The organism is Gracilimonas halophila (assembly GCF_042684365.1).
Lineage (GTDB): Bacteria > Bacteroidota > Rhodothermia > Balneolales > Balneolaceae > Gracilimonas > Gracilimonas halophila.
In genome coordinates this window covers 365483-390482 of sequence record NZ_JBHULI010000024.1, presented here as the reverse complement: position 1 = coordinate 390482, position 25000 = coordinate 365483, and the positions used below count along the sequence as shown (strand labels likewise).

At 41.4% G+C, this 25000-nt stretch carries 21 protein-coding genes; 8 read left to right on the top strand and 13 right to left on the bottom strand.

Annotation, left to right across the window (positions count from 1 at the left end; genetic code table 11):
- Window positions 1-9: 9 nt before the first annotated feature.
- The 5 genes from ACFSVN_RS08180 to ACFSVN_RS08160 form a co-directional block, all read right to left on the bottom strand.
- The gene (locus ACFSVN_RS08180; RefSeq protein WP_390300870.1) at window positions 10-846 is read right to left on the bottom strand and encodes a 1,4-dihydroxy-2-naphthoyl-CoA synthase; all 837 of its coding nucleotides are present in this window, start codon (window positions 844-846) and stop codon (window positions 10-12) included.
- Window positions 843-1664, bottom strand: coding sequence for a 2-succinyl-6-hydroxy-2,4-cyclohexadiene-1-carboxylate synthase (menH, locus tag ACFSVN_RS08175; RefSeq protein WP_390300868.1), 822 nt, complete (start codon window positions 1662-1664; stop codon window positions 843-845). Before menH ends, ACFSVN_RS08180 begins: the two co-directional genes overlap by 4 nt.
- Window positions 1664-3376 carry a 2-succinyl-5-enolpyruvyl-6-hydroxy-3-cyclohexene-1-carboxylic-acid synthase gene (gene menD, locus ACFSVN_RS08170; RefSeq protein WP_390300866.1) on the bottom strand — a complete coding sequence of 571 codons (1713 nt, stop codon included), beginning with the start codon at window positions 3374-3376 and terminating at the stop codon, window positions 1664-1666. The genes menH and menD overlap by 1 nt, the downstream gene beginning before the upstream one ends.
- A complete protein-coding gene (locus ACFSVN_RS08165; RefSeq protein ID WP_390300864.1) occupies window positions 3363-4829 on the bottom strand; it encodes an isochorismate synthase in 1467 nt (488 codons plus the stop codon). The genes menD and ACFSVN_RS08165 overlap by 14 nt, the downstream gene beginning before the upstream one ends.
- A gap of 123 nt (window positions 4830-4952) precedes the next feature.
- Window positions 4953-5228 carry a DUF4290 domain-containing protein gene (locus ACFSVN_RS08160; RefSeq protein WP_390300862.1) on the bottom strand — a complete coding sequence of 92 codons (276 nt, stop codon included), beginning with the start codon at window positions 5226-5228 and terminating at the stop codon, window positions 4953-4955.
- 161 nt (window positions 5229-5389) lie between these two features.
- Here ACFSVN_RS08160 and ACFSVN_RS08155 point away from each other — a divergent pair, with 161 nt between their 5' ends.
- Window positions 5390-6373: a PLP-dependent cysteine synthase family protein gene (locus ACFSVN_RS08155; RefSeq protein ID WP_390300860.1), complete on the top strand. Its 984-nt coding sequence runs from the start codon at window positions 5390-5392 to the stop codon at window positions 6371-6373.
- A 24-nt stretch (window positions 6374-6397) separates the two neighbouring features.
- On the top strand, window positions 6398-6715 hold the full coding sequence (locus ACFSVN_RS08150) for a DUF3467 domain-containing protein (protein WP_390300858.1): 318 nt from the start codon (window positions 6398-6400) through the stop codon (window positions 6713-6715).
- A gap of 39 nt (window positions 6716-6754) precedes the next feature.
- Here the strand turns inward: ACFSVN_RS08150 and ACFSVN_RS08145 are convergent, their stop codons facing one another.
- Window positions 6755-7771, bottom strand: a complete 1017-nt coding sequence (locus tag ACFSVN_RS08145; protein ID WP_390302318.1) for an LptF/LptG family permease — start codon at window positions 7769-7771, stop codon at window positions 6755-6757.
- A 58-nt stretch (window positions 7772-7829) separates the two neighbouring features.
- The gene (locus ACFSVN_RS08140) at window positions 7830-9260 is read right to left on the bottom strand and encodes an LptF/LptG family permease (protein ID WP_390300856.1); all 1431 of its coding nucleotides are present in this window, start codon (window positions 9258-9260) and stop codon (window positions 7830-7832) included.
- 247 nt (window positions 9261-9507) lie between these two features.
- Between ACFSVN_RS08140 and sov the strand changes: the two genes are divergently transcribed.
- Entirely contained in the window at window positions 9508-16758 is a 7251-nt protein-coding gene (sov, locus tag ACFSVN_RS08135) for a T9SS outer membrane translocon Sov/SprA (RefSeq protein WP_390300854.1), read from the top strand.
- A gap of 14 nt (window positions 16759-16772) precedes the next feature.
- On the opposite strand, the gene lnt is transcribed toward sov, so the two are convergent.
- Window positions 16773-18320 (bottom strand): apolipoprotein N-acyltransferase, encoded by a 1548-nt coding sequence (gene lnt / locus ACFSVN_RS08130; RefSeq protein WP_390300852.1) that lies wholly within the window; start codon window positions 18318-18320, stop codon window positions 16773-16775.
- On the bottom strand, window positions 18317-19000 hold the full coding sequence (rsmI, locus tag ACFSVN_RS08125; protein WP_390300850.1) for a 16S rRNA (cytidine(1402)-2'-O)-methyltransferase: 684 nt from the start codon (window positions 18998-19000) through the stop codon (window positions 18317-18319). The genes lnt and rsmI overlap by 4 nt, the downstream gene beginning before the upstream one ends.
- 160 nt (window positions 19001-19160) lie before the next feature.
- On the opposite strand from rsmI, the gene ACFSVN_RS08120 reads away from it, so the two are divergent.
- Together ACFSVN_RS08120 and ACFSVN_RS08115 are read left to right on the top strand one after the other, a co-directional pair.
- Window positions 19161-19547, top strand: coding sequence for a VOC family protein (locus tag ACFSVN_RS08120; RefSeq protein ID WP_390300848.1), 387 nt, complete (start codon window positions 19161-19163; stop codon window positions 19545-19547).
- Entirely contained in the window at window positions 19531-19881 is a 351-nt protein-coding gene (locus ACFSVN_RS08115) for a hypothetical protein (protein WP_390300846.1), read from the top strand. Before ACFSVN_RS08120 ends, ACFSVN_RS08115 begins: the two co-directional genes overlap by 17 nt.
- A 4-nt stretch (window positions 19882-19885) precedes the next feature.
- Here ACFSVN_RS08115 and ACFSVN_RS08110 read toward each other — a convergent pair whose 3' ends face one another.
- The 3 genes from ACFSVN_RS08110 to ACFSVN_RS08100 are packed head-to-tail and all read right to left on the bottom strand — an operon-like array spanning window position 19886 to window position 21156.
- Entirely contained in the window at window positions 19886-20569 is a 684-nt protein-coding gene (locus ACFSVN_RS08110; protein ID WP_390300844.1) for a DUF2490 domain-containing protein, read from the bottom strand.
- A 3-nt stretch (window positions 20570-20572) separates the two neighbouring features.
- On the bottom strand, window positions 20573-20953 hold the full coding sequence (locus tag ACFSVN_RS08105) for a hypothetical protein (protein ID WP_390300843.1): 381 nt from the start codon (window positions 20951-20953) through the stop codon (window positions 20573-20575).
- Window positions 20950-21156, bottom strand: a complete 207-nt coding sequence (locus ACFSVN_RS08100; RefSeq protein WP_390300841.1) for a hypothetical protein — start codon at window positions 21154-21156, stop codon at window positions 20950-20952. The genes ACFSVN_RS08105 and ACFSVN_RS08100 overlap by 4 nt, the downstream gene beginning before the upstream one ends.
- 161 nt (window positions 21157-21317) lie before the next feature.
- Here ACFSVN_RS08100 and ACFSVN_RS08095 point away from each other — a divergent pair, with 161 nt between their 5' ends.
- The 3 genes from ACFSVN_RS08095 to ACFSVN_RS08085 all read left to right on the top strand — a co-directional run bounded on the left by ACFSVN_RS08095 (window position 21318) and on the right by ACFSVN_RS08085 (window position 23555).
- Complete coding sequence (locus ACFSVN_RS08095) at window positions 21318-22016, top strand: alpha/beta hydrolase (RefSeq protein WP_390300839.1); 699 nt, start codon at window positions 21318-21320, stop codon at window positions 22014-22016.
- Window positions 22017-22137: 121 nt separating this feature from the next.
- Window positions 22138-22809, top strand: a complete 672-nt coding sequence (locus ACFSVN_RS08090) for a response regulator transcription factor (protein ID WP_390300837.1) — start codon at window positions 22138-22140, stop codon at window positions 22807-22809.
- A 68-nt stretch (window positions 22810-22877) separates the two neighbouring features.
- Complete coding sequence (locus ACFSVN_RS08085) at window positions 22878-23555, top strand: TrmH family RNA methyltransferase (RefSeq protein ID WP_390300835.1); 678 nt, start codon at window positions 22878-22880, stop codon at window positions 23553-23555.
- 57 nt (window positions 23556-23612) lie between these two features.
- On the opposite strand, the gene ACFSVN_RS08080 is transcribed toward ACFSVN_RS08085, so the two are convergent.
- Window positions 23613-24983 carry a M28 family metallopeptidase gene (locus ACFSVN_RS08080; RefSeq protein WP_390300834.1) on the bottom strand — a complete coding sequence of 457 codons (1371 nt, stop codon included), beginning with the start codon at window positions 24981-24983 and terminating at the stop codon, window positions 23613-23615.
- Window positions 24984-25000: the final 17 nt, after the last annotated feature.

Sequence of the window (25000 nt, the reverse complement as noted above, 5' to 3'; positions counted from 1 at the left end):
ATCAACGAATTAAGAAGGAGATCGGTCAAATTTGTCCCAGTTGGGCTTCCTTTTTTCAAGGAAGGCATTGCGACCTTCTTCGGCTTCATCTGTCATATAAGCTAATCTTGTAGCTTCTCCGGCAAATACTTGTTGTCCAACCATGCCATCATCAATGGCATTGAAGGCAAATTTTGCCATCTTTGTGGCGGTTGGACTTTTCGTTAATATCTCTTGAGCCCATTCATAGGCTACTTCTTCCAACTCCTCATGAGGAACTACTTTGTTCACCATTCCTATTTCGAAAGCTTCCTGTGCAGAGTAGTTGGCACCCAGAAAGAAGATCTCACGTGCTCGTTTTTGTCCCACTTGCCGGGCAAGAAGGGCAGAGCCAAATCCACCGTCGAAACTTGCGACATCAGTATCCGTTTGTTTGAAAATAGCGTGTTCTTCACTGGCAAGGGTTAGATCGCATACTACATGGAGACTGTGACCACCTCCGACAGCCCATCCGGGAACTACTGCGATCACCACTTTCGGCATGAACCGAATGAGTCGCTGAACCTCCAGAATATTCAAGCGGGCAATCCCATCATCGGCTTTGTATCCGGTTTTAGAGCGCACGTTTTGATCCCCTCCGGAGCAGAATGCCCATTTCCCATCCTTTGGTGAAGGCCCTTCTCCGCTAATTAAAACAACGCCAATATCATTGTCTTCTTTGGCGTCATACAACGCTTCATAAAGCTCAAACACAGTTTTGGGACGAAATGCATTTCTTATCTCAGGCCGATTAAAGGCAATCCTTGCCACACCGTTTGATTTCTTATAAGTGATATCTTCGTAGTCTTTAACCGTTTCCCAATTCATGATATACTGTATTTATTAATGAATGATTTAAGATGCGAGATAAGGGTCTCTGGCTGATCCAAATGTACGCGATGCCCGGCGTTTTTAACAGTATGAAGTTCGGCATCCTGCAATTCTTTTTCCATTTGCCGATTAAGGTGAATGAATTTTGAATCTTTTCCACCAACCACTAATTCAACTGGGATTGCAATTTTGGACAAGCCATGCCTGATACAGGGCATTGTCCCGGTTCCAAACCCCTGTAAACTGTTTGCCAGCCAAAGAGGATTTTGCTGTTGTTGAATTTCATTAACCTGATCCAGCAATTGATCGGAAGCCGTTGAAGTATCAAAAAGAGGCATTTTTTTCCAGTTATCAAGAAAACCTTCAAAATTGCCCAGCAGATCGTCTGATCTTTTCGCATCTAATGCTTGCCTGGCCTGGCGTTCAGTTTCTCCTTCAATCCCAAAAGTACTGCTTTCCAGGATCACTCCCGAGAATAAGTCCTGACGATGAAGTGAAAGCTGAAGAGCCATTCTACCGCCCATACTATAACCATACAGGAAAGAGGGAATTCTTAATTGCTCACCGATGAGTTTGGAAAGGTCGGCTACCTGTTCATTGGTTGAAAAGCGATAATGTAGTTCAGCACCTTCTGTTTCTCCGTGTCCCAGCATGTCGATGGTAACGGGATTACAGAATTGCTTGAGTTGAGGAATGAGATGCCGGAAAGATCTCCCTGAACCCATGAAGCCGTGCAGCAAGATCAAGAAAGGGAGCTTTTCATTTTGCTGATGAACTTCGAAGTGATAAGAAATTCCGCGAACACGAATGTTCATTAACCCTTATTTATTTTGTAATTCCAGAGTGATTGTCTTTGTGACATGGACTCATCGGCACCCGTAATACATTCCATAACATGAACTCCTTTGCGTTCAATGAGTTTATCAAAGGTAGGGATAATTTGTTCGGGTCTCGAAACTAAAGTATGATCGATGTTATGAGCCCTGCACAACGCTGCGATCTTGGCCTTCTGTGGCGTCTCAAAGTAAGTATTGTATTTATCTTTGATCTTGTGAACAGGCAATATTCTGAAAATAGTACCACCACCGTTATTGAGCACAACGATCACTAAAGGCTGATTCACTTCCTTCGCCAATAAAAGTCCATTTGTATCATGCAAAAATGCAATATCGCCGATCATCAAAGTACCGGGTCTTTCAGTGGAAACACTCAACCCGATTGCAGTTGAAATGATACCGTCGATCCCGGCTGCTCCTCGATTTACATGTATCTCTTTTCCATCAAACTCGCCAAAAAGGGACATATCCCTAACCGGAAATGAATTAGATAGCATGGTGAAAGCTTTCTTAGGCTGTATTTCAGTGATCTTTGAAAAAACGTAGCCATCGGTGATAGGAGTGGATGGGTGTAGATTTTCTTCACGAAATACCTTGAATTCCTTTTCAATCTTTTTCCACTTCTTTAACCAGTTTTTATCAGCTGCACCTGTGACCTCAGGGATCTGAAGCGGAGCATTCAGCGTAACCTGTTTGTGTGAAGTAAGGCTTCCGTCGATCCAATTATTTGAATTCATGAAGCTGATCTGCATTACCTCTTTATATCTATCCAGATATTGATTTACAGCTTTACTTACCGGTTGCTGGCCAAATCTCATAATAAGATCTGCCTTTAGCATTTCACTGTTGCCCGGGTTCTTCATGAAGCCATCAAAACCCTGTATAGTATGTCTGGATGTTGGAACCTGAGATCCGGGCTCAGCCAAGATCGGAGCATCCAGTGCACGGGCAAGAGGTGTAATAAATTCCAAGCGATCAGCAGGTGTGGTGGGCCCTACAATAATAAGTGGTTTTTCTGCTGAGATCAGATCAGACCAAAAGGTTTCTCCCATTTCAACAGGACCTATTTCCTTTGCATATTTTGGAGAAGGTTTTCGGGATCGTTTCTCATTCTCAAATTCTATGTGCTTTAGAAACTTGTTATCCGGTTCAAAAGGTTTTGAAAATGGAAAATTAATGTGTGCGACTCCACCTTTAGCAACAGCTTCTTGAACAGCCTGTGCAGCAGCAAGCCGAAGTCTTTTATGGCTTCGTTCATTACCATCAGGTTCTCCTGCCTCATGAAAGAAGACCGGGTAGTTCCCGAATATCTTAAGCTGATCAATGGTTTGGGATGAACCAAGTCCACGATAATGGGAAGGTCGGTCGGCACTTAGAATAATGAGAGGAGTACCGGATTGGGCAGCTTCAACTACAGCCGGGAAGTAATTAGCCAATGCTGTTCCGGAGGTACATACCAGAGCGGTAGGCATTCCACTTGATTTCGCCATTCCAAGAGCCATAAAAGCAGCAGAACGTTCGTCAATTCCAATATGCTTGCTAAATCCGGAGTGAGCTGAAAAAGCCAAAGTGAGGGAGGTAGAACGGGATCCGGGTGATATTACTACGTGTTGTACACCTTCTTCAAATAAAGAGCGAACAAATAGGGTGCTCCCGTAAAAGGCTACATTCTGAGGTTCATTTTCTTGCATGTTCCAACGCGGTTAACATTGGGATGAATTTGAGATTTGTTTCATCCCATTCTTTTTGAGGGTTTGAGTCCTCAACAATACCACATCCTGCGAAAAATCGCACTTCATTAGTTTTAATTAATCCGCTGCGAATAGCCACTACAAACTCTCCCTCGCCGTGTGCATTGATCCATCCAACCGGAGCAGCGTACCAACCTCTGTCAAAATGTTCGAGCTTACTGATATAAGGCATGGCTGCTTCCCTCGGATAACCGCCAACCGCAGGGGTGGGATGTAACTTGGAAAGAACCTCTGTTCTTGAAACTCCTTTCTTAATTTTAGCATGAACAGGAGTATAGAGATGCTGCACATTTGATAATTTCTTGATACCGGGTGATACAGGATGCTCAAATACATCTGAGAACCGCTGAAGGTTTTCCTCGATCGCATCCAATACAAAAGCGTGTTCGTTGAGGTCTTTTTGGCTGTGAAGCAGCTCATACTCTAAAACGGCATCTTCAGAAGCAGTTTTCCCGCGGGAAATACTTCCCGCCAAACCTTCTGTAAGCACTTCGCGCTCCCTGAAAGATGCAAGACGTTCCGGTGTACTCCCTATAAAACTGGACTCTCCATCCTGACTGATCAAAAATGAGTAGCAATCAGGGTATTGGTTACGAAGGTAGTTTAAAATTCGGGTATCAGAAACCGATGTTTGAAGCTCAACTTTGAGTTCCCGGGCTAAAACGATCTTTTTAAACTTTTTGGCTTTGATAAGATCCGTTGCACTTTCAACAGAGTTTATCCAGTGGTTATAAGCTTCAGAATCGATGCCCGGTGTACGAACCGAGGAACGGTATGATTGTTTTTCCTCTACCTTATAGGAGCCGGCATCGCAAATGGAATCAAGGTGTTCCAGCGTATTTAAAAAATCATCATATAGAACATCCTTTTGACTACCTGCCGGGATCTTTTTTGTGATCGTAAGAATGGTAAGCTTCCCATTTTTTACAAGCACCCATTCAGGAAGGGTGAAAGAACCGGCTCCAAAATCTCTCCAGACTTTACCTATGTTGTGGTCAAAAAAGGAAAAACCGCCAAGTAAATGAACAGAAGCAAGGTGATGGTTCAGGTTAGAGATATGATATACTTTAGAGAGTAATTCCTTTCCCTGATCAGAGGATTGCCTGAATCTTTCCTGGCCGGTTGTTTGAATACGTGCTATTGAACCTGCAGCAGCAATGGCAAATTCATCGGATGGCTTTTCCCAATAATATTGGAAGCCTTCGTTATATCCGTTTTGTTCCAGGGCTGCCAGCGGATCTGTTGATGGGATCCGAATAGAAAAAGAGAGGTATTCATACTCTTTTTCAGGGCTCGAAGAAATAAGGTCTATAGCCTCATTTAGAGCCAATCCGGATATCTGCTGTTTGAAGCACTCCTTCACTTCATCAAAAACGGGATTCTTTGAATCCATAACCTGCTGTTCATTTAGTTTTCAATATAAATTGAAAGTACAGATTATTACAGCAATGTTAAACTATTTTTAGTTCCATTTTTGAGGGGCCCTGACAAGGGTGATAAGAAAGACTAAGAATGGTTACTCGGCGTCGTCATTGCCACCGGAGGAATAGGGATTGTGAATGCCATATTCGTCTGGATCATATTCTGCCAGCTTGAAAAAATGCTCCCATGCGGCTTCGCTTTTTCCATCTTTATCTACCCAGGTAGGATGGCTTTGCTTGATAAGTCCTACAACACGCTTTGCATATCCAACACGTTTTTCGGTGTCTTCTATGCGGGGGAGAGCTGCGATCATAAGGTCAAGATTATAGCCGCAGTCAAAGTCTTTGGGTTTTTGTTGGTGTATGAACATATTTGAGATTAGGTAAAATTTTTCCTGAAAATACGAGATTATAGTTCGAGATTACAAAGAGTTTTTATTTAATGATCTTCTCCAAAAATAATCATAAGCCAATCGACGAATTATTTCTTAAGTTTTAGACTGTCAAAAAAAATCATCATATAACTATATACATGTATCATAATTCAATACTTGAGGCGGTTGGAAATACCCCACTCATTAAGCTGAATCACGTTAACGGTAATTCTGAAGGTACTTTACTGGCAAAGGTGGAATATTTTAACCCCGGCCACAGCATAAAAGATCGGATCGCAATCAAAATGATCGATGATGCAGAGGCAAAGGGATTGTTGAAACCCGGCGGAACCATTATAGAGGGAACTTCCGGAAATACGGGAATGGGACTGGCACTGGTAGCTGTAAACCGCGGATACAATTGTATTTTCACCACAACGGACAAACAGAGTAAAACCAAAGTAGATCTGCTCAAGGCCTTGGGTGCTGAAGTGATCGTATGCCCAACAAATGTGGAGGCCGATCATCCTGACAGCTATTATTCGGTTGCAAAAAGATTAAGTGAGGAGATCGAAAATTCATACTATCCCAACCAATATGACAACAAGAGTAACCTGGAAGCTCATTATGAAACCACGGGACCTGAGATCTGGGAACAGACCGAAGGAAAGGTAACTCATTATGTAGCCGGGATGGGAACAGGAGGAACTATCTCAGGAGTTGGTAAATACCTGAAAGAACAAAATCCTGATATAAAAGTGATCGGTGTGGATAGTTTTGGGTCTGTGTATAAAAAATATTTTGAGACCGGGGAATTTGATAAAAATGAGATAAAGCCATATTTGACAGAAGGAATCGGAGAAGATATCATTCCGGGAACCATCGATTTTGATTATGTGGATGAAGTGATTCAGGTGAATGATAAAGATTCTGCACTTATCACTCGCCGATTGGCACGAGAAGAAGGATTATTGATCGGTTGGTCGTGTGGAGCCGCTCTAAAAGGGGCGCTTGAGTATATATCTGAGAATCCTTTAGGAAAGGATGATATAATGGTTATCATAATGCCTGACAGCGGAACACGATACATCCATAAAGTATATAACGACGAGTGGATGAAGGAACAAGGATTCCTGGATTAATTATAACTTTGAAAACAAAGTGTTATGGCTAAGAAAGATCAGACGATGAACCCCGGACAAATGGAAATTGAATTAAAAGAAGAAGAGGCTACCGGTACCTATTCCAATTTAGTGATGATAACTCATTCACCTTCAGAATTTATTCTGGATTTCATTGCTGTGATGCCTGGAGTACCTAAGGCAAAGGTAGTGAAAAGAATGATACTGACTCCTGATCATGCTAAACGTCTTGCCAACGCCTTGAATGATAATGTGGCACGATATGAAAAAGAACATGGTGCTATTTCTTCAAACGATAAAGTAGATATGCATATGTATAGAGGGCCTCAGCCGGAGGCCTGAGAATCTCGAACATTGAACATTCAACATTGAATGTTGAAGTTATTTTTTGGCCTCAATAAGTAATCCAATCCCTATCAGGAAAAAGAAAATGTGGGGCAAGGTGGCTGCTAATTCCGGAGAGAGTGCACCATAATAGCCAAAAGGTTCAATGATCTTCATGAAAGCGAGATAAAGAAAACTGATGGTTAGTCCGGCTGCAAGGTATGCACCTTTTCCTCCGCGTCTTCTGACGCTGGCAAATGCAAAGCCCACAATATTTACCACAATTATAGAAAAAGGGTAGGCCAGCCGTCCAAAGAACTGGACTTTCGGGATCTCAATACCTCCGGCACCGCTTCGCTCAATAGAAGCTATGTAATCAATAGCTTCCGGATAGGTGAGCTGATAGATGTCAGAGGTTGTTCTGGCAAGATCCCTTGGCAGGGTGTTAAGAACAGTATCTCTTCGTGAGATCCTGTTTTGTTGATATCCTTTATCTGTAAAGACAAGTTCAGTGAGATTTTCTAACCTCCAGCTTTGTGTTGAATCAACCCAAGCCATTCTAGTGGCTGTAGTGGTACGAGTGATCTTCTCATTGCTAAACTCAATAATGCGTATTCGGTAGGCTATTTGCTGCTTTTTATCAAAATAGTTCACTTGTAATTTAGTATTTGGAGAAGGCTGTCGATAGATATCACTTTGATCAATGCGTTCGGTCTTATTTTGCAGATACCTTTCCTCAAAATCGATGCGTTCAGCATTGGACCTTGGTATTACAAATGCATCAAGCAGGCTGATACTTAAAGCACATATTACAGAAAAAACCATATACGGTACTATTAGGCGATACAGACTTACTCCTGCTGCTTTCAGTGCGGTGATCTCTAATCTGTCTGACAGCTGTCCGGTTAAAAAAAGACACGCTACAAATACAGCAACAGGAAGTACAAGGCGAATCATCTCAGGTATAAAATTGAGATAATAGTTGTTAATTATCTCAGACATTTCAGCTCCATGGTCAGCAAAATTGTCGCTGTTTTCCGAAAAATCGATCATAATGAAGATGAAGATCAACATTAATAGCACTACAGATGTAATGCCGGCGAGACGAAAGAATATGTATCGATCGAAATGTTTAATCACTTTTCCTAAATAGTTCTTTAATACTGAAACCCGTTGCCAAATGTATGATCAAGTAAACCCCTGCAATAGAAAGTACAATATTGAAAGTCCACATTCCTACAAAGGGTGACACATAGAGCCGATCGGCTAACTTTTCACCTTGAATTAATGACACCCAATAGAAGGTGAGTACGACCGTACTTATAAGTGCAGCAAACCCAAAATTTCCTCTTTTGGTCATAATGCCCACAGGAGCTCCAAATAGAATAAAAACAACACAGGCAAAGGGGATTGATAATTTTTTATGTATCTCGACAAGGTAACGAGCGATTCTTCGTTCTCTCCATTCAATATTGGAATGAATGGATTCAAACTGATTTTTATATTCGGTGAGCTGCCGTAAAGATTCCCCGAGAAGGGACTGTTGTGTTTTAGCATTGTCGAAATTATTGGCGATCAAATAATCACTTTTTATAGGCTTGGCAGGTTCATGTTTGTCATTAGTTAGTACAGGCTCTTGAACAAAAAATGATCCTCTGCCTGCGCTAACTCTGTTTGGGTACAAGCTCGAGTCACTAGCTGCCAGCCTTACTTGCGTATTGATCTCTTGATACAGGGAGTCTACCACCACAAACATTGCTTTAGAACTCATAGTCCGGTCGCTTCTGTTTCGGTCTTCAGGGTTAGATCTCATAAAAGAAAGGTCAGATAGGTCAAGGGTCATAATATGTTTTTTAAACGCATTTCGCTCAATAACTTCATTGCGACCTCTTTCAGGTGTTGAGAACTTCAGGCTATAGCCGTTCAAAAGGTGTAGATTTAACGCCTGACTTCCCTTACTTACCAGTAAACCCTTATCAGCAATTATATAAGCCCGCTCCTTGTTATTTTCCGGTTTCTGAAACAATGTGATGTTATAAAGGCTATCTGTTTCGCCATCTATGTGTTCCACTAAGAAGGTATACCCCTCAATTCCATCATAGAAGATATTTGGTTTTAACTCAAAACCCGGTTTTTTTACTCTTATATCAATGAATAAAGAACGCGCTTTTTGGTTTGCTTCGGGAAGAACGTTGTTTGAGAACCATGCCAGTCCCAAAAAAAGTAGCAAAGAGGTAACTAAAACCGGCCGAATGATCTTCATTGGGTTAATTCCGGATGAACGCAGTGCTGTTAGTTCATTTAGCTCTGAGAATTTTCCGTAGGCCATTAAAGTTGCCACCAATACAGCCATAGGGGCCGCCAAAACCACCATATATGCTAAATTAGTTACAATCAGTTCAGCAATAACCTGAATAGGAATATCCTTACCGATAAGATTATCGATATGTAGGATGAGAAACTGCATCAACAGCAAAAACATCAGGGTAAAAAAGCAGAACAGAAAAGGATACAGATGCCTTTTTAAAAGATCTATTTGTAGCTTATTGATTAGTTTGAACACTGCTTTTCCGTGTACGTTATATTTATGTGCAAGCGGTAAATGATATGGAATTTAAACAACGACTGAAAAATTCATTCTTGTATTAAATTTTCAAGATATTCAAATATATGGTATTATCGGACGCAACCAATCACTTGCAAATTAAAAAAGAAAACCAGGTCAGCCTATCGCCCAAAGCTACAGACAATAAGTAATAACCGAGTCACTAATCATTCCGGTGAATTCTTTTTTAAAGTTAGTTTATTTCTTGCCATTCGCATGTATAGTGAATGTGTTGCTGATGATCGGTGTATCCTATGCCCAGGATACCACGGATATTGGAATGGATATAGCTGAATCTGACAGCGTTCTCGAAGGGATTAATTTTATATTCAGAGCTCCACAATCATCATCCGGGTTTGACAGTAGAACTTATCCCGGGAAGCTTTATTACATTCAGAGCTCTAAGGAACAGTTTACGACGAGCTGGGATTCATCCGGCATTTATCAAACAAGAAGGCTTATCCATGGTATCGATGTATCTTCTCCCACAGTCTTTACCTTCGAAGCTTATGCAAGGTTTAAAAGGGAGCAGCAAAAAAAAGAGAACAGGTATGCACTCATTCAAGAAAGTAAGGATGTTGAAGGGGATGGAAGAGGATTATTGGATTTTAGCTTACAGATCCCAGGAGGACAATCATCGGTATTTACAACCATATTCGGTAAACCGGAGGTAAACCTGAGGGTTAACGGATCAGCAAATATGAATGTAGGGGTGGCTATCCAAAATATTGATGACCCTACCATTGAACCTGATCTTCAGCGACGTGTCGACCCTACGTTTAATCAAAACCTTCAGTTAAATATTCAGGGTACCATTGGCGATAAGCTCACCATTGCAACGGATTGGGATACAGAGCGAGCATTCGATTTCCAGAACAGATTGAGCATTGTTTATGAAGGGTACGAAGATGAGATCATTAAAAGAATTGAGATGGGTAACGTCTCCATGGAAACGGGTAACTCACTGATCAGGGGCGGTGCATCACTTTTTGGTATTAAATCGGTGGCTGAACTCGGTTCATTCAAATTTACTTCGGTTGTTTCTCAGCAAAAGGGAGAGAGCGAGACGCAAACAATAACCGGTGGTGCTCAAGAAACAGAGTTTTCAGTACGCCCTTCCCAGTATCAAAATAATCGTCATTTTTTCATTGATTTTTATAACCTTCAGGAGTTTGAGAACAACGTGTCAGATCCTCAGCAGTTGGGACAGGCCTATCAGATCTCGGACCTTAGAGTTTGGATATCAGAACCACAGATCAACACTACCGACCCGGAAGCTGTGCGCGCTGCAGCATTTGTAGACCTCGGTGTTGTAGAAAACCTGGACGGCTCATTCGAGCTTCCAAACCCGGCAAATGACAGCATTGATGACGCTTTGCTTGATGCTAACAGGGGGAATACGAGTGCATCTGCTGAGTCTTTTAATGTGTCGGGGAATGATTTTTATAACGGATATTTTCGTCCTCTTCAGGAAGGTGCTGATTATACGATCAACAAAACATTGGGATATATCAGTCTTAACAGGACGTTAAATTCAGGGTCTTATTTAGCTGTTTCTTTTGTAAGGCAAGGTATAGCAGGTGAGGCAGAAAATATCATTGAAGTGGGAGATATATCACCACAATCAGCCGGATTGACCTACTTAAAATTGATTCGTACCAATAACCCTACACCAGACCTCAGGTCATGGCCACTTACAATGCGGAATGTTTACTCCCTGGGAGTATCAAATGTTATGCAAGACGGGCTGAGTGTAGATATCAAGTACAGAGTAGGCAATGTGGACGATACCAATCTGCCTGGAAGAAACCGTACTTTACTTCAAGATCTTGGTCTTGATCGTACCGATTCTGAGGGGGCTGAAAATCCGGATAACCAGATCGATTTTTCCGGTATCGTCCTGAATCCATTTAATGGGACCGTTTTATTCCCTTACCTGGAACCTTTTGGGAACAGAATACGAACTCTTTTACAAGGGACCGGTGCATCAGATTCACTCATTGAATCGGTGACATACGATGAGTTGTATACCGAGCGGCAAAACAATGCCGGTCAATCTAACAAGGATAATTATTACAGGATCGAGGGGGTTTCTAAGGGAGGCGTTTCCGGTAATTTTTCGATCGGGATCAGTTTAGTGGAAGGCTCTGTAAAAGTATTTGCCAATAGTACTGAATTAACTGAGGGAGTTGATTACGAAGTAGATTATTCATTTGGAACCGTTACAATTCTTAACGACCGTTATTTAGCCTCAGGACAGGACATAAGAATTGAGTATGAGAACAATCAGCTTAACGCCATAGGTCAAAAGAATTTTACAGGACTTAGGGCAGAATATGAGGTTAATGAAGATATAAGATTTGGAGGGACTTACTTTAAGCTGAAGGAACAACCTCTTTCAGATAAGATCACTATTGGTAATGAATCCATTAATAATACCATACTCGGGATGGATGCTACAGCGAGTTTTGATACTCCCTGGATCACTCAGTTCATAGATCAAATACCTTTATTACAGACCAAAGAAGAATCAAATATCAACATCAGTGGGGAGTTTGCACAACTTAGGCCGGGTGTTAGCCAGACCAATGCTGTAAGAGATGCCATTGATAATGGAAAGTTATTCAATGATGAAGAAAATGGTCTCGTATTTATAGATGATTTTGAAGGAACAAAGCAGAGTATTTCATTTATGAGTCCCACACGGTGGAATTTAGGAGCTGCCCCTGCGGCTGTTCCGGGATATGGTCCGGATGAAACCTATTTTACTAATCCTGAATTTACCCCGGTAAATACATTAGAATCAAAAATTGCCCGATCTGACCTCAGAAGTCAATTTTCATGGTATACCATTCCCAGGAATATCTCCAGCATTCTGGATGGAGCACAAGAAACGCCGGAGTCAGAAACAGTTTTAACAGAGGACGTATTCCCCGGAAGGGAAACCAATAATGCCGAGGAGGATGTCATAAATACCCTCGATATCTTTTATAACCCTGCTGAGCGAGGCCCCTACAACTATAATTATGATCTGAAAAATGCTCTTGAGAATAATCCTGAGAAACAATGGGGAGGAATGACGGCCGTAATTCCATCTGGGCAGGAAGACCTTACACAAAACAATGTTGAATTTATTGAATTCTGGGTACAGCCTGTTTTACCAGATGGCAGAGAGCCTACAGCCTCAGACGTGGAAGCTTATGATGGAAAGATCTACATAGATATAGGTACGATCTCAGAAGATGTGGTCCCTAATTTTGACCTTAACTCAGAGGACGGCCTCGCCAGTAACCTTTCCAATCTTGAGTTGGATAGTTTTGGTGAGAATGCAAGATCCTATGTTCCGGCAAATCCTACAGCACCACAGGGTCAGTTTTCTAATGAAGACCGGGAACTTGAGGATGTTGGCTTCGATGGTGTCCCTAACAGAGATGGCTTTGATACTCAAAAAACAGAGACTGCTCTTTTTAGTAATTTCGTTGATTCCATGCGTTTTGCCTATGGTGAGAACAGCCCTGCCTTTCAGGCCATACAAGCTGATCCTTCTAATGACGATTACATATTTTATGGAGAATCAAGGATACAGAATTTGCCGCTCCATGAACGTTTTCACCGAGTGTTGGGCTATCATGAAGGGAATACTCCAACGGCAGGAGGTGACAAAAGAGCGATCACCCCGCGTCCTGATTCTGAGGGCATGGTAAGCAGAGCTAATGTGGAGACTAATAATAATTACTATCAATATGAGATTGAACTGAATCCTGCTGACTTTAGTAATCTTGAAATCGGAAGTGAAGGAACTTATATCGTAGACAAAGTTTCCGGTGAGCGGCAACAGGACCGATGGCATTTGGTGAGAATTCCTTTGAGTGAATTCAAACGAAAAGTCGGGGATATTGATGGATTCCAAAACATAAGCCACATTAGGATGTGGATGTCTGGCTATGAAAAACCTTTCACGATGCGGTTTGCAACATTTGAGTTCATAGGCAGTCAGTGGAGAAAGGTGGAAGATATAGATGAGACTCAGAATGCATCCGGCGAATTCAAGGTATCAACCATTAATATTGAAGAGAATGCGAATCGAGAGCCAATACCATATCGTCAACCGGAAGGAGCTATAAGATCATTAAACCGGGGAGCCCAGGTTCAATCACTTGATAATGAGCAATCCATAGTGCTTGGAATTGAGGATCTGGGTCCTGGAGAGATCCAAATGGTCAAGAAAGTATATCCCGGTGGGTTGAATCTTCTCAACTACTCTAATATGCGGATGTTCGTTCATGGAGAAGGTTATTGGGATCAAAGTAAAGAAGGAAATGGCAGGAGGGATGCTGAATTAGTGATTCGTATGGGTACAGACCTCAATGCTAATTATTACGAATATCGGCAGCCTATTTCACCATCAGACCCAGATTTCCCTTACTCTAATTACAGTCCTGACGGAGGAGGTAATTTACTTGGGGATGCAGAAGAGGTCTGGCGCTATGAGGAAAATAGCATGAATGTCATCTTAGCAGCTTTTAATGAACTTAAGCAGTTAAGAGATCAGCAGCAGGGAATTGATCTTTCCCAAAAATTTGAACTTCCTTTATCTCCGGAAGAAGACGATGCCGTAGATGGAGCCGTTGTGGCCATAAGGGGGAATCCGTCATTAGGACGTGTTTCTGAATTCGGTATGGGAATCCAAAACCCCTATGATCCCTCAGATGTAAATTCACCCGGCGGCCCAAGCTTAGACGGTGAGTTTTGGTTGAATGAGCTACGTGTGTCCGGTTTTGATAATGAAAAAGGATGGAAAGCGAATGCCAAAGCAAGTTTTAAATTTGCTGATTTTGCAACGGTGAACACCAACTTCACCCGTACTACTACCGGCTTTGGCGGACTTGATTCCCGGCTTGGAACTCGAAGTGTAGCTGATGACATTGGCTATGACCTGAGTTCAACCGTTAACCTCCATAAACTGATCCCGGACCGATATGGCTGGAATTTCCCGGTAACAGTGTCAACCCGAAAAAATATATCTACCCCAAAGTTTTTACCCAATCAGGGGGATGTCAGGCTTGATGATTTTGTCAATGCCACAAACAGTAACCCATCACTCAGTGAAAGTGAAAAAGAGACGTTGATCAATCAGCGCATTGATGAAATTGAAACGGTAAGAGATAATTTCTCGATCAATGTCTCTAATATTTCAAAACGAAATTCAAAAAGTAAGCTCGCTCAATACACAATTGATAATACGAGACTGAGCTACGTATATAATGAAGGGAGTGCTAAGAATCCGGAAATACAATTTCAGAATGACTGGAATTACACATCTTCTCTTCAATACAATCTTGCCTTCAATAATGTGAAATTATTCCGTCCGTTCAGTTTTACGGAAGATGTACCTGTTTTGGGTGTTTTATCAGGACTAAGGTTAGGGTATATGCCCTCTTCTATTAGTGCATCCGCAAATTTGAATAGGTCTTACACAGAGAAAAGAAGAAGGCCTCAGGTATTGAGTGATGGCCTGGAAGAAATTCAGCCCCTACAGCAGAGTCATACTTTTAATCAAAGATCAACTTTTGGCTTCAGTTATAACCTGACACCAAACATTCCTATTTCCTTCAGAACAAATACCAATTATGATCTTTCAAGTGCAGGACGCCAAGATGTAAACGCAACAGGACTTGATGCAGACAGTGCCTCATACAGGCTGTTACCCACCTTTGAGGTTTTGAATAAGATTGTTACAGATACACTCTCGGCAAGAAGATCGAATTATGAGGAAACATATACTACAAGCTGGCGCCCGAATTTTAATAGGATCAGTGCATTGAACTGGCTGACCTATTCTGCTTCTTACAGTGGTGGTTATGGCTGGACAAACAGTCCGCGAGGTTCTGATCTTGGGGCTGGAGTCTCAAATAGTTTCAGGTTAGATCATACTTTAAAATTTGGAGTTGGTGACCTGATCGATAAGATATCTTTTTTCGAGAAAATGGAAGAAGCTGATTCCGAGGCTTCAAGGGAGAGAAATCAGGAAACTCCATATGGTGAGGAAGAACCGGAACCTGATCTGTTTAAAGATGCACAGTTTGTAGGGAGAAAAATACTATTGGCTCTATTCAGTATGCAGAGTATCGATATAAGCTATAATGATACCAAGACATCAAGTCAGGCAGGTTATAGCGGGGAGTCGCAATTGTATTATGCATTCTCAGGCCCGGGTAGCAGTCATTACTCTCCACCTTTTGGATACAGGATAGGTCTTCAAGAAGAGTTACCAAGGTCACAGCTAATACAGAGAGGTCCTGAGGGAAGAACCATCACACTTCCTAAAAACAACAATTACTCCGATAATGTCACACTTGGAACAAAGCTGAATTTATCGACTAATTTAACCCTGGATCTGAGCTGGAATACGAAATGGGATGAGCGAAGAACAGATAACATCTCATTAACTCCAAATGGAGAATTTGAATCAACTGTAACAGCCAGCGGAAATATCAGTTCTTCAGTCTGGGCGTTTGGGAAGGGTTACCGAGATCTGTTTGAGCGACAGCTTCAAACTGCTTTTGATGATCTTGACGGCTCAAATGTGATCAGTGATGAGACCGGGAACGGGGATGGCAGGGTGGTTTTGAATAGGAAAACGCTTGAAGAGGATTTTAGAAGTTCTTATCTGGGAGGAGGAAATGGCGTAATTGGTGAAAAGGGTTATACCCCCATTCCAAAACCAAACTGGCGATTGACGTGGTCTGGCGTTGAAGATTTGATTCCCTTTATAGGAAATAGCATGCGCAGAGCTACTCTGACACATAGCTATACAGGTAATTACCGAGTGGGTTGGAACCTAAATACGATTACCGGAGAACAACCCGGACAAGGGATTGGCGCATTCAGTGTTATCGATGTTAAAGGCGAATTTGAACCTACCTCTATCAATATAGAGCAGCGCTTTTCGCCATTAATTCAATTGAATGTTACCTGGCAGTCTGACCTAAGGACCCAGATCGGTTATGACAGAAGCAAGACAACCAGTCTTGCTCTTTCAAGCAGAACGGTAACGGAACGACTATCGAAAGGGTTGACTACTTCCATTAATTATACATTCAGGGGAATAAGGCTTCCATTCTTCCCAAGAATTAAGAATAACATTGATGTAACGATCAACGGGGGCTTCGCAAATGATACAGAACAGAAGTTTTATCTTAGTCAGGATATAGAGCAAGCGTTGAGTGTAATAGATCCTGTTACTAATGTCAGTCAGTATGATTTCACGGATCCATTTATTACAGGACAAAACCGTATCAATGCTTCATTTGTACTTGGATATCGGTTCTCCCAAACAGTGACTTCAAATTTTGAGTACACCTTTACAAAAGTGGAACCAAAATCCTCTGCATTTCCTCCACGTACAAACCATGACATACGCTTTAACTTCAGGATCGCTATTCAGTCGAGATAGAGGATAGCTGTGAATCACTCTTGTTTTTTGAATTTAAAAAAGCTCCAGAATACCCCTGACAGGATCAGACAAAAGATGGGTAGCCAGTTTCCAAAGCGCGTATATAAGGTTTGAGTAGTTTTGTTTTGAACCGTTCCCGTTAACCCGGTTCGTACCCAATAATCTGTCTTTTCAATAATTCTTCCATTTGGGTCAATGATCCCTGAAATGCCATTGTTTGCACTTCTTGCTATCCATCGGTCAAATTCAATGGCTCGAAGGCGAGCATAAGCAAAATGCTGATGATGTCCGCTGGTATCACCCCACCACCCATCGTTAGTAATAATGGTGAGGAAGGTGGCATCTATTTTCACAAATTCCCTGATCCAGGAAGGATATACCGAGTCGTAACAGATAAGTCCCGGAGTTGTGAAATGATCAGTAGAAATAAAGTCCGGGGTTGTTCCCTTTCCGAATTGCTGAATACTTCCCCAGTCTATCCAGCCAAATATATCAATGGCATTTAGGTACTCCACAAATGGAAGACGCTCCACTATCGGGACAAGATTAGCTTTTTCATAATCTGATATGCTTCCATCCGGCTTAAAGAATAAGGTGGCGTTAAAGTAATTGTATGGAAGACCGGTGCTGGGATGTATCCCCCGATAGAGAACATCGGTATCAGAGGCATATGATTTAAGGAGTCCGGTTCCGGTGATCAATGGGATATTCCATGATCTTACAGAATCTGAAATTTGATAAGATATACGCGATTCAGCAAAAATAGCCCCGTCAATTGCGTTTTCCGGCCATATGATGAGTTTAGTGTCGGTCGTAATAGTTCTTGCCGTAAGTGCAAAAAGGCTATCTACGACTTCTCTTAATCCACTCATACCGCCATAACTTTCATAGGAATCATGGTTAGGCTGAATGATGGCAACTTCAACGGGGTCTTGAGAAGCAGAATCAGGCTCACTTCCTGAATACAATAAAAATGAACAGGCAGGGAAAAAGAGAAACACTCCGATTGCTGCATATTGAATAGATTTCTCCTTGTGCAAAATAAATTGATAAGTGAGCGCTGAGGTCAGGATCACCCAAAAAGAAATACCGAGAAAACCGGTTACCGAGATATACTGAATGATACTTATCCAGTTTGACCACCCATTACCGACTGCCAGCCATGTCCAGGAAAGATCCCAGTTATGATGCAGGAATTCATAAGCTACCCATGCAGAAGTTTGCAGTAAAGCGATCAAAATGGGAGAGTTGCTTTTATTGGAAAAGAATTTCCCAAGACATAAAGGAATGGTCATGAGCACGCTGTTAGCCAGAATCGCGGCAATTCCTGCAGGCAGGCTTGCCATCATTAACCAGTAGGTGCCGATGAGATTCCAAACCACAAATCCCGGATAACTGAAGTAAGCAAGCTGTTTGTATGAATTACATTTGTAAGAAAGATGGAAGAACAAGATGAAAGCGGGAATGCTTAAGAAGGATAGATCTATAGGAGGGAAGGAGAGTCCCAGTAAAATACCTGCACTTATGGAAATGAACCATTTATTCTCGATCCAGTTTTTCATTCCGAATATCCTTTACCTGAAATAATAACCACAATTTCTCCTTTTATAGAATCCCGTTCTTCAAACTCTTTTTTAAGTTCTGTTATTGTGCCCCTGATAATCTCCTCAAACTTTTTGGTCAGTTCCCTTGCTACAGCTGCAAGCCGATCAGGCTCGAAGTGTTCTTCAAGCTCCGCTAATAGTTTCAGTAATCGGTTCGGACTTTCATATATAATAATGGTTCGTTCTTCTTCAGCAAGTTCCCCGAGCCTTTTTTGGCGCCCCTTTTTGTGAGGAAGAAACCCTTCGAAAACATAGCGGTCACTGGGAAGGCCACTGGCAATAAGCGCTGTGGTAGCGGCATCGGGACCCGGGATCACGATTATGTTATGCCCGCCTTGTTTCGCTGCCCTTACGGCTAAAAAACCAGGGTCAGAAATCCCAGGCATTCCGGCATCGCTGATCAAGGCTACGTCCTGATTAGCATCAAGGATGTTTGTCAAATGTCCGACTTTACGATGTTCATTATGCTGATGAAATGAAAACTTTGGTTTATCGATGCCAAAGTGCTGAAGGAGGTTGCCTGAAGTGCGGGTATCTTCACAGGCGATGTAGTCTACGGACTTAAGAATTTCCACCGCTCTTGGAGAAAAGTCCTGTAGGTTTCCAATGGGCGTAGCTACAATATAAAGTATGGACACAATATTAGTTTAGGTTAAGAAGAAGATAAATATCAAACTACCATCAACAAAAAACAAACCAAATGGCAGAACCCGACATATTCTATATCCCGCTTTGGAATTTCCTGAACGGGTTGTATGTTTGAGGACTTTAACATTATAAATTTATTTGAAAACGTATATGAAGTTCAAACCATCCGGAATAAATCACATTACCATTCGTGTTAACCGTATTGATGCCTCGAAAGAATTTTATGGTGACATCTTAGATCTCGAGTTGGTGAAAACCATGGGGCAAAGCATGGCAGTTTACAGGATCGGAAAAGAAGATACCCTGGTAATTGTTGAAGCAGAAACAAGTTATGACCCTACATCCAGAGATTTTCGTGTAGATCACTTTGGGTTCTACGTTGATAGTCCTGAGCAGGTTGATGAGTTGGCCAAATATTTCCGGGAAAAGGAAGTAACTATCATGAGTGGACCCGCAAACCGGAAAAAAGGCCGGTTTCTTTTTGTATCTGATCCCGATGGGAATATGATCGAATATTTTTATGAAGAAGAAAAATGAAATAGAGCAAGAGCTGGATCAAAAGGAGTTCGAGAATGAAATAGGAAGGGATCTGAATAGCCAATATCAGCGCATCGAAACTCATGAAAAGATGCACCAGGATAAAAATCCCTATCTGATCGGAGCTATGAATTTCTTTTCAACATTATTCTTTTTTGAACTTTTTTATTGGTTGGTAAAGAGCTTCATAAATGCTTTTACACTTGGTTTTACAGCCGGATTTTTTACAACCATGGATCCATACATACACATTGCAGTTTTTATTTTGTGTATAGCATCAGTGGTCCAAAAGAGATCAGCTGTAGAAGTTGTAATAGACCGGTGGCCTTTTTGAGGGTTTACCTGTTTATGTAGTAGGAAGTTCGGATCAGGAACAAATGGTTGATACCACCATCGCTGAAAATATCTTGTGTTCGGTATTGTAGGCCAAGCTCAAATTTCTGCTTATCATTGAAGTACCAACCCAACCCGATGTCAGCCCGATTTTCAGCATCGGCTTCATCTTTATTGAAGGCGCTCATCATTTCATTTTTAATGATGAAATACTTCTCCCCGGCGTCAAGTTTTTGTCCTTCAAGAGGGAAGTCATAGCTAAGCCGATATCGAATTCTATTTTGGTATGAACTAGACCGTACCCGTTGTTCAGCACGTAACCGATGGGCAATACGCTTATCTCCGATATATGAAACAAAACCTATCTGCTCTAAAAATCGGTGCTCATACTGATTTCCGGGCAAGAAAGGAGTAACATTTCTGTAATAATAACCTCCACCTATTTTAATACTTGGAGTAGTGCTGTATGAAAAGGTAAGTTTGGGTTCTATATATCGAACAGCTGATCTGTTATCGAGATCTCTAAGGGAATTAAACATCGAGACTTTTGCTGTGAATCCAAGTCTGTCCGATTGTTTCCAGGAATAGGAGAGGTCGTGACTCCAGATAAGATCGGCCTCCTGGGCTAGTGCTGTAGAGCTGAAAATTCCGGTTACCGAAAACAGCAATCCAATTTTTAAAAACTTCATATATTACCAGATGTTATCCAGCGAACGTCTCACGATCTTACGTTTCTGGAGAAATTGTCCATTTTTGTTAAACAAAAATTCAAAAGCCCCCAGTTCTTTTTTGTTTTGTGCTTCAACCTCCAATTCATAACGGATGGTGAGTTTTTCAAAGTCTCCATCAAGAAAACTTTTTGTAAGCTCATCACCGCCTGAATATTGGCGTTGAATACGGGTTATTTTGAATTTGGTGTACTGATCATTGAAATAAGAATTGATGGCATTACCTGTGTTTTCAGGAATTTGATCAAATTCAATGAGTTGCTCAATATCTTGAATCAAGCCTTCTTCATTGAACTCGATACTTAGTAAGTAGCTTTCGTAGATGAACTTAGCTTCATAACTCACTGAGTTGCCATCAAATTCGCGGTAAAAATCTGCTTTTTTTTTTCATTCCAAAATTGTTTTAGAATGTTCAATGCCGGGACAGGCATTTCGGTTTCTCCGATTGAAGTTTCTACTTCGCTTTTTTGATCCTGAGCGAACACATAAGGATTTGCAAGACTTAGCAAAATGATGGCTGAAAGGGAATATCTGTATAAATTTTTCATACCAGAATATTATCAACCTATGTTAGCAAATGTTTAATTCTGTATTAAACTACTGTGAAAAACTTCTGTCACTCAAAACGCGATTACTTATCTTTTCCAAACTAATCAGATACTTTTTGAGTGTTTAAGATTCCATTTAATATTCCAGACGAGCTTTTTATATGAAAGATGTTCTTACTTCAGGCAGTACGTACTTCAAGGTTGAAGTTCCTTATGAACTGATCGAGACCGGCAAGAAAGGTGAGAAGCCGACGATCGTGTATCTTCATGGCTACAATCAGAATATTGAATACTTTCAAAAGAAAGCTGCTTCACTTTTAAACATTCGCGCTTACCACTTATTTATTCAGGCACCATATCCTATCTACAACACTTCCCGGAATACTGAAGTAGCAAAATGGGGGAGAGCCTGGTATCTGTACGATGGAAATCAGGACCAGTTTATAAAGTCAATGGAAAAAGCGTCTGTTCTTATTGATGAGATCATAGAATCACTGCCCGGTGAGATCCAAAGTAATAGGTTTTGCGTATTCGGTTACTCAATGGGAGGATATTTGGGCGGCTATTATTCCTTGTCGCGCTATAAAAAGGTTAATGATCTTGTCATGGTAGGCTCAAGAATTAAAACAGAGGCATTTGAGGGTAACTTAGAATTGTCCAAGCATATAAATATACTTGCCTTACATGGAGAAAATGATGAAAGTGTTTACCCTGAACCACAAGAAAAATGTATAGAACTATTGAATAAAAAAGGGTTTAATGCGACTTTTAAGGCAGTGAAAGCCGGGCACCAACTGAACCCTGTTTTCTTTGACGAAACTCAAAAGTGGTTAATAAGGTCAGGATACTTTGAATGCTGATATTTTTTGTTATACTTTTGTTTCTAATGTTTGTTAAGTTATTTTAATTCGACTATAATAAAGCAGTTCAAAAATCAGTAGGCCCCCTTTACATTGTTAAAAACTTATTAGTAGGAAGGAAATGAATATACTTGTTATTGAAGACGACCCATCAGTTCGTACTTTAGTCAAGGCAGTGCTTGAGCATAATGGTAATTTAGTATCTACAGCAGATAATGCGACAGATGGTGAATCTAATGCTATTGAGAATGAGTACGACATGATCATCCTGGATTTAGGGTTACCGGATGGAGATGGATGCGAAGTATGTAAAAATATAAGAGCTAAGAATATTGAAACTCCGGTGCTTATACTTTCGGGAGAGCAAGAAACAGATGTAAAAGTCAAAATGCTTAAAGTTGGAGCAGACGATTACCTGACCAAGCCGTTTAATACCGAAGAATTGATCGCACGAATGACGGCTATTAAACGCAGGACAGAATCCGGAGGAGAGCAGCAGCTTACATGTAAGGAACTAAAAGTAAATCTCCTTAAGCGCGAGTTTTCCATAAATAATGAGAAAGTTCAGCTTACGAATAATGAGTTCAATCTTCTGGTTTATTTTATGAAGAACCGTAACCGGGTCATCACTCAGGAAGAACTTGCTGAAAAAGTTTGGGATATCCATTTTGACACTCAAACAAATTATATAAATGTATATATCAGTTATTTGAGAAAAAAGATCCGAGAACACACCGATGTAGATTATATAGAGACCATTCGTAAAAAAGGATTCGCTTTTCGGTGTGAATAGTATTGATGGAGATTCAATTTTAAGTCCTGCAAATAATCCATTTGCAGGACTTTTTTATGTGTAAGCATATGGACAGGTTAAAACAGGCGGAATTAGTAAACTATCTTCGTGAATTTGCCACTGAATCTCGTTGGGAGAAGATCACAGAGGTGGCTGAACAGCGAACCAGACATATAACGGTAGTTGTGGAAGATATTTATCAATCGCATAATGCAAGTGCGGTATTACGCAGCTGTGATGGCTTTGGTATTCAAGATGTACATATCATCGAAAATAAAAACGAGTTTGATGCCTCAAGTCAGGTTACCATTGGAGCAGACCAGTGGCTCACTCTTCATCGCTACAAAAAAGAAGGTATCGATAACACAGAAGCCTGTTTCAAAAGACTCAAGAAGCAAGGTTATAAACTTATTGCTACAACGCCACATGAAGACGATACCAACTTGAATGATCTGTCTATAACAGACAAAACGGCTTTGGTATTCGGATCTGAAATTGATGGTATCAGCAACAGGGCAAAAGAACTTGCCGATGGGTTTGTGAAAATTCCGATGGCAGGATTTAGCGAAAGTTTTAATATCTCTGTGAGTGCTGCTGTTTGTTTATACAATATTACTCGTAGATTAAAAGAATCAGATATCTTGTGGAAGCTTTCAGAGGAGGAGCTGGATGATCTGAAGTTAGAGTGGCTGAAAAAGTCTATCAAAGCAGGAGAACAGCTGGAAAAGGCCTTTCTCAACCAATAAAAATACCCTTATCCAATAAACTTGAATAAGGGCTTCTGATCTCATTCAAAGATGTACCTACCGGGGTAAGCGCGTATCAATATCTGCAACGGCATAAGCAAAAACAGCCATTGTAGCCACACATTCGTTGAAGTCTTCCTCATCAAGTTTGTCCATAGTATCAGCATCAGTGTGATGGTACCAAAAATACCGGCTTCCATCTACTACAAGGCCCATTCCGGGAACACCGTCACGCATAAGCGGACCAATATCAGCGCCACCTCCACCACGGGTTACCTCGCCGGATTCAATAGGTTTAAGTAAGTTTCCGATCTCGGAAAGTATTTCAAATGCTTCATCACTTCCCGTAAAACCAAACCCATAAGGATCGAAAACACCTGCATCTGACTCCATTGCTAATACATGGTCATCAAGTGATTGCTCTTCTTCCTTAACCCATCGATGATATTCGTTGCCGCCCTGGATACCGACCTCTTCACTTGTCCAAAGTACTACTCTAATGGTTCTTTTAGGTTTGATTCCCAATTCGATCATTAACCTTGCAGCTTCCCAGGAAGCGATACTCCCACCTCCGTCATCCATCACTCCTTCGCCTACATCCCAAGAATCTATATGCCCACCAAGCACGATGATCTCTTCTGGATATTCCGAACCCTCAATTTCTGCAATAATATTTCGGGATTCTGCATCTGGCAGTGTTTCGGCGTTCATTTCGAGGTGAATTTCAATTTTATCACCACGGTCATACAATCTTTGAATAAGCATAGCATCTTCAACAGTTATGGCAGCATGGGGGATTTTTTTAACTCCATCCTCGTAATACATTACGCCTGTGTGCGGGGTCTGCATAGAATAAGGGGTTACAGATCGGATTATACTGGCTACAGCCCCGTGCTTCGAAGCTTCGATGGCACCATTCAAGCGATATTGAACAGTTCGCCCATAGGATGTGAATTCTGCATTAAACAAAACGATCTTGCCTTCCACCGTGTCGCCTGCTTTTTCCAGCTCCTCAAAGCTTTTCACAACGATCACTTCAGCGGTAATTCCACCTTCAGGGGTCCCGACACTGCCACCGAGACCAAGCATTGGTAAGTTTCTTTCTCTGGGTGAAATTAGTGTTGCTGATTCTGTATTTCGTTTCCAGTTTGGTACCGACACCGGTTGGGTCCAAACACGATCGAAGCCATCCTCCTTCATCGTTTCTACGATCCAGTCTATCGACTTTTCTAAGTTTTCTGACCCGGAAAACCGAGGCCCAAAGGTATCAGACATATAAGTGAGTCTTTCCAGGGCAAGGTCGCTGTTCATGGCCTTATCAATAATGGCCCTTGCTTTTTCTTTATGTTCCGTTTCAAGTTGAGACTGAGCCTGTGTAGGTTGAAAAAGGAAGGTCATCAAGAATAGGATGGTAGCAAATGATCTCATATTTATTTGGTTGGATT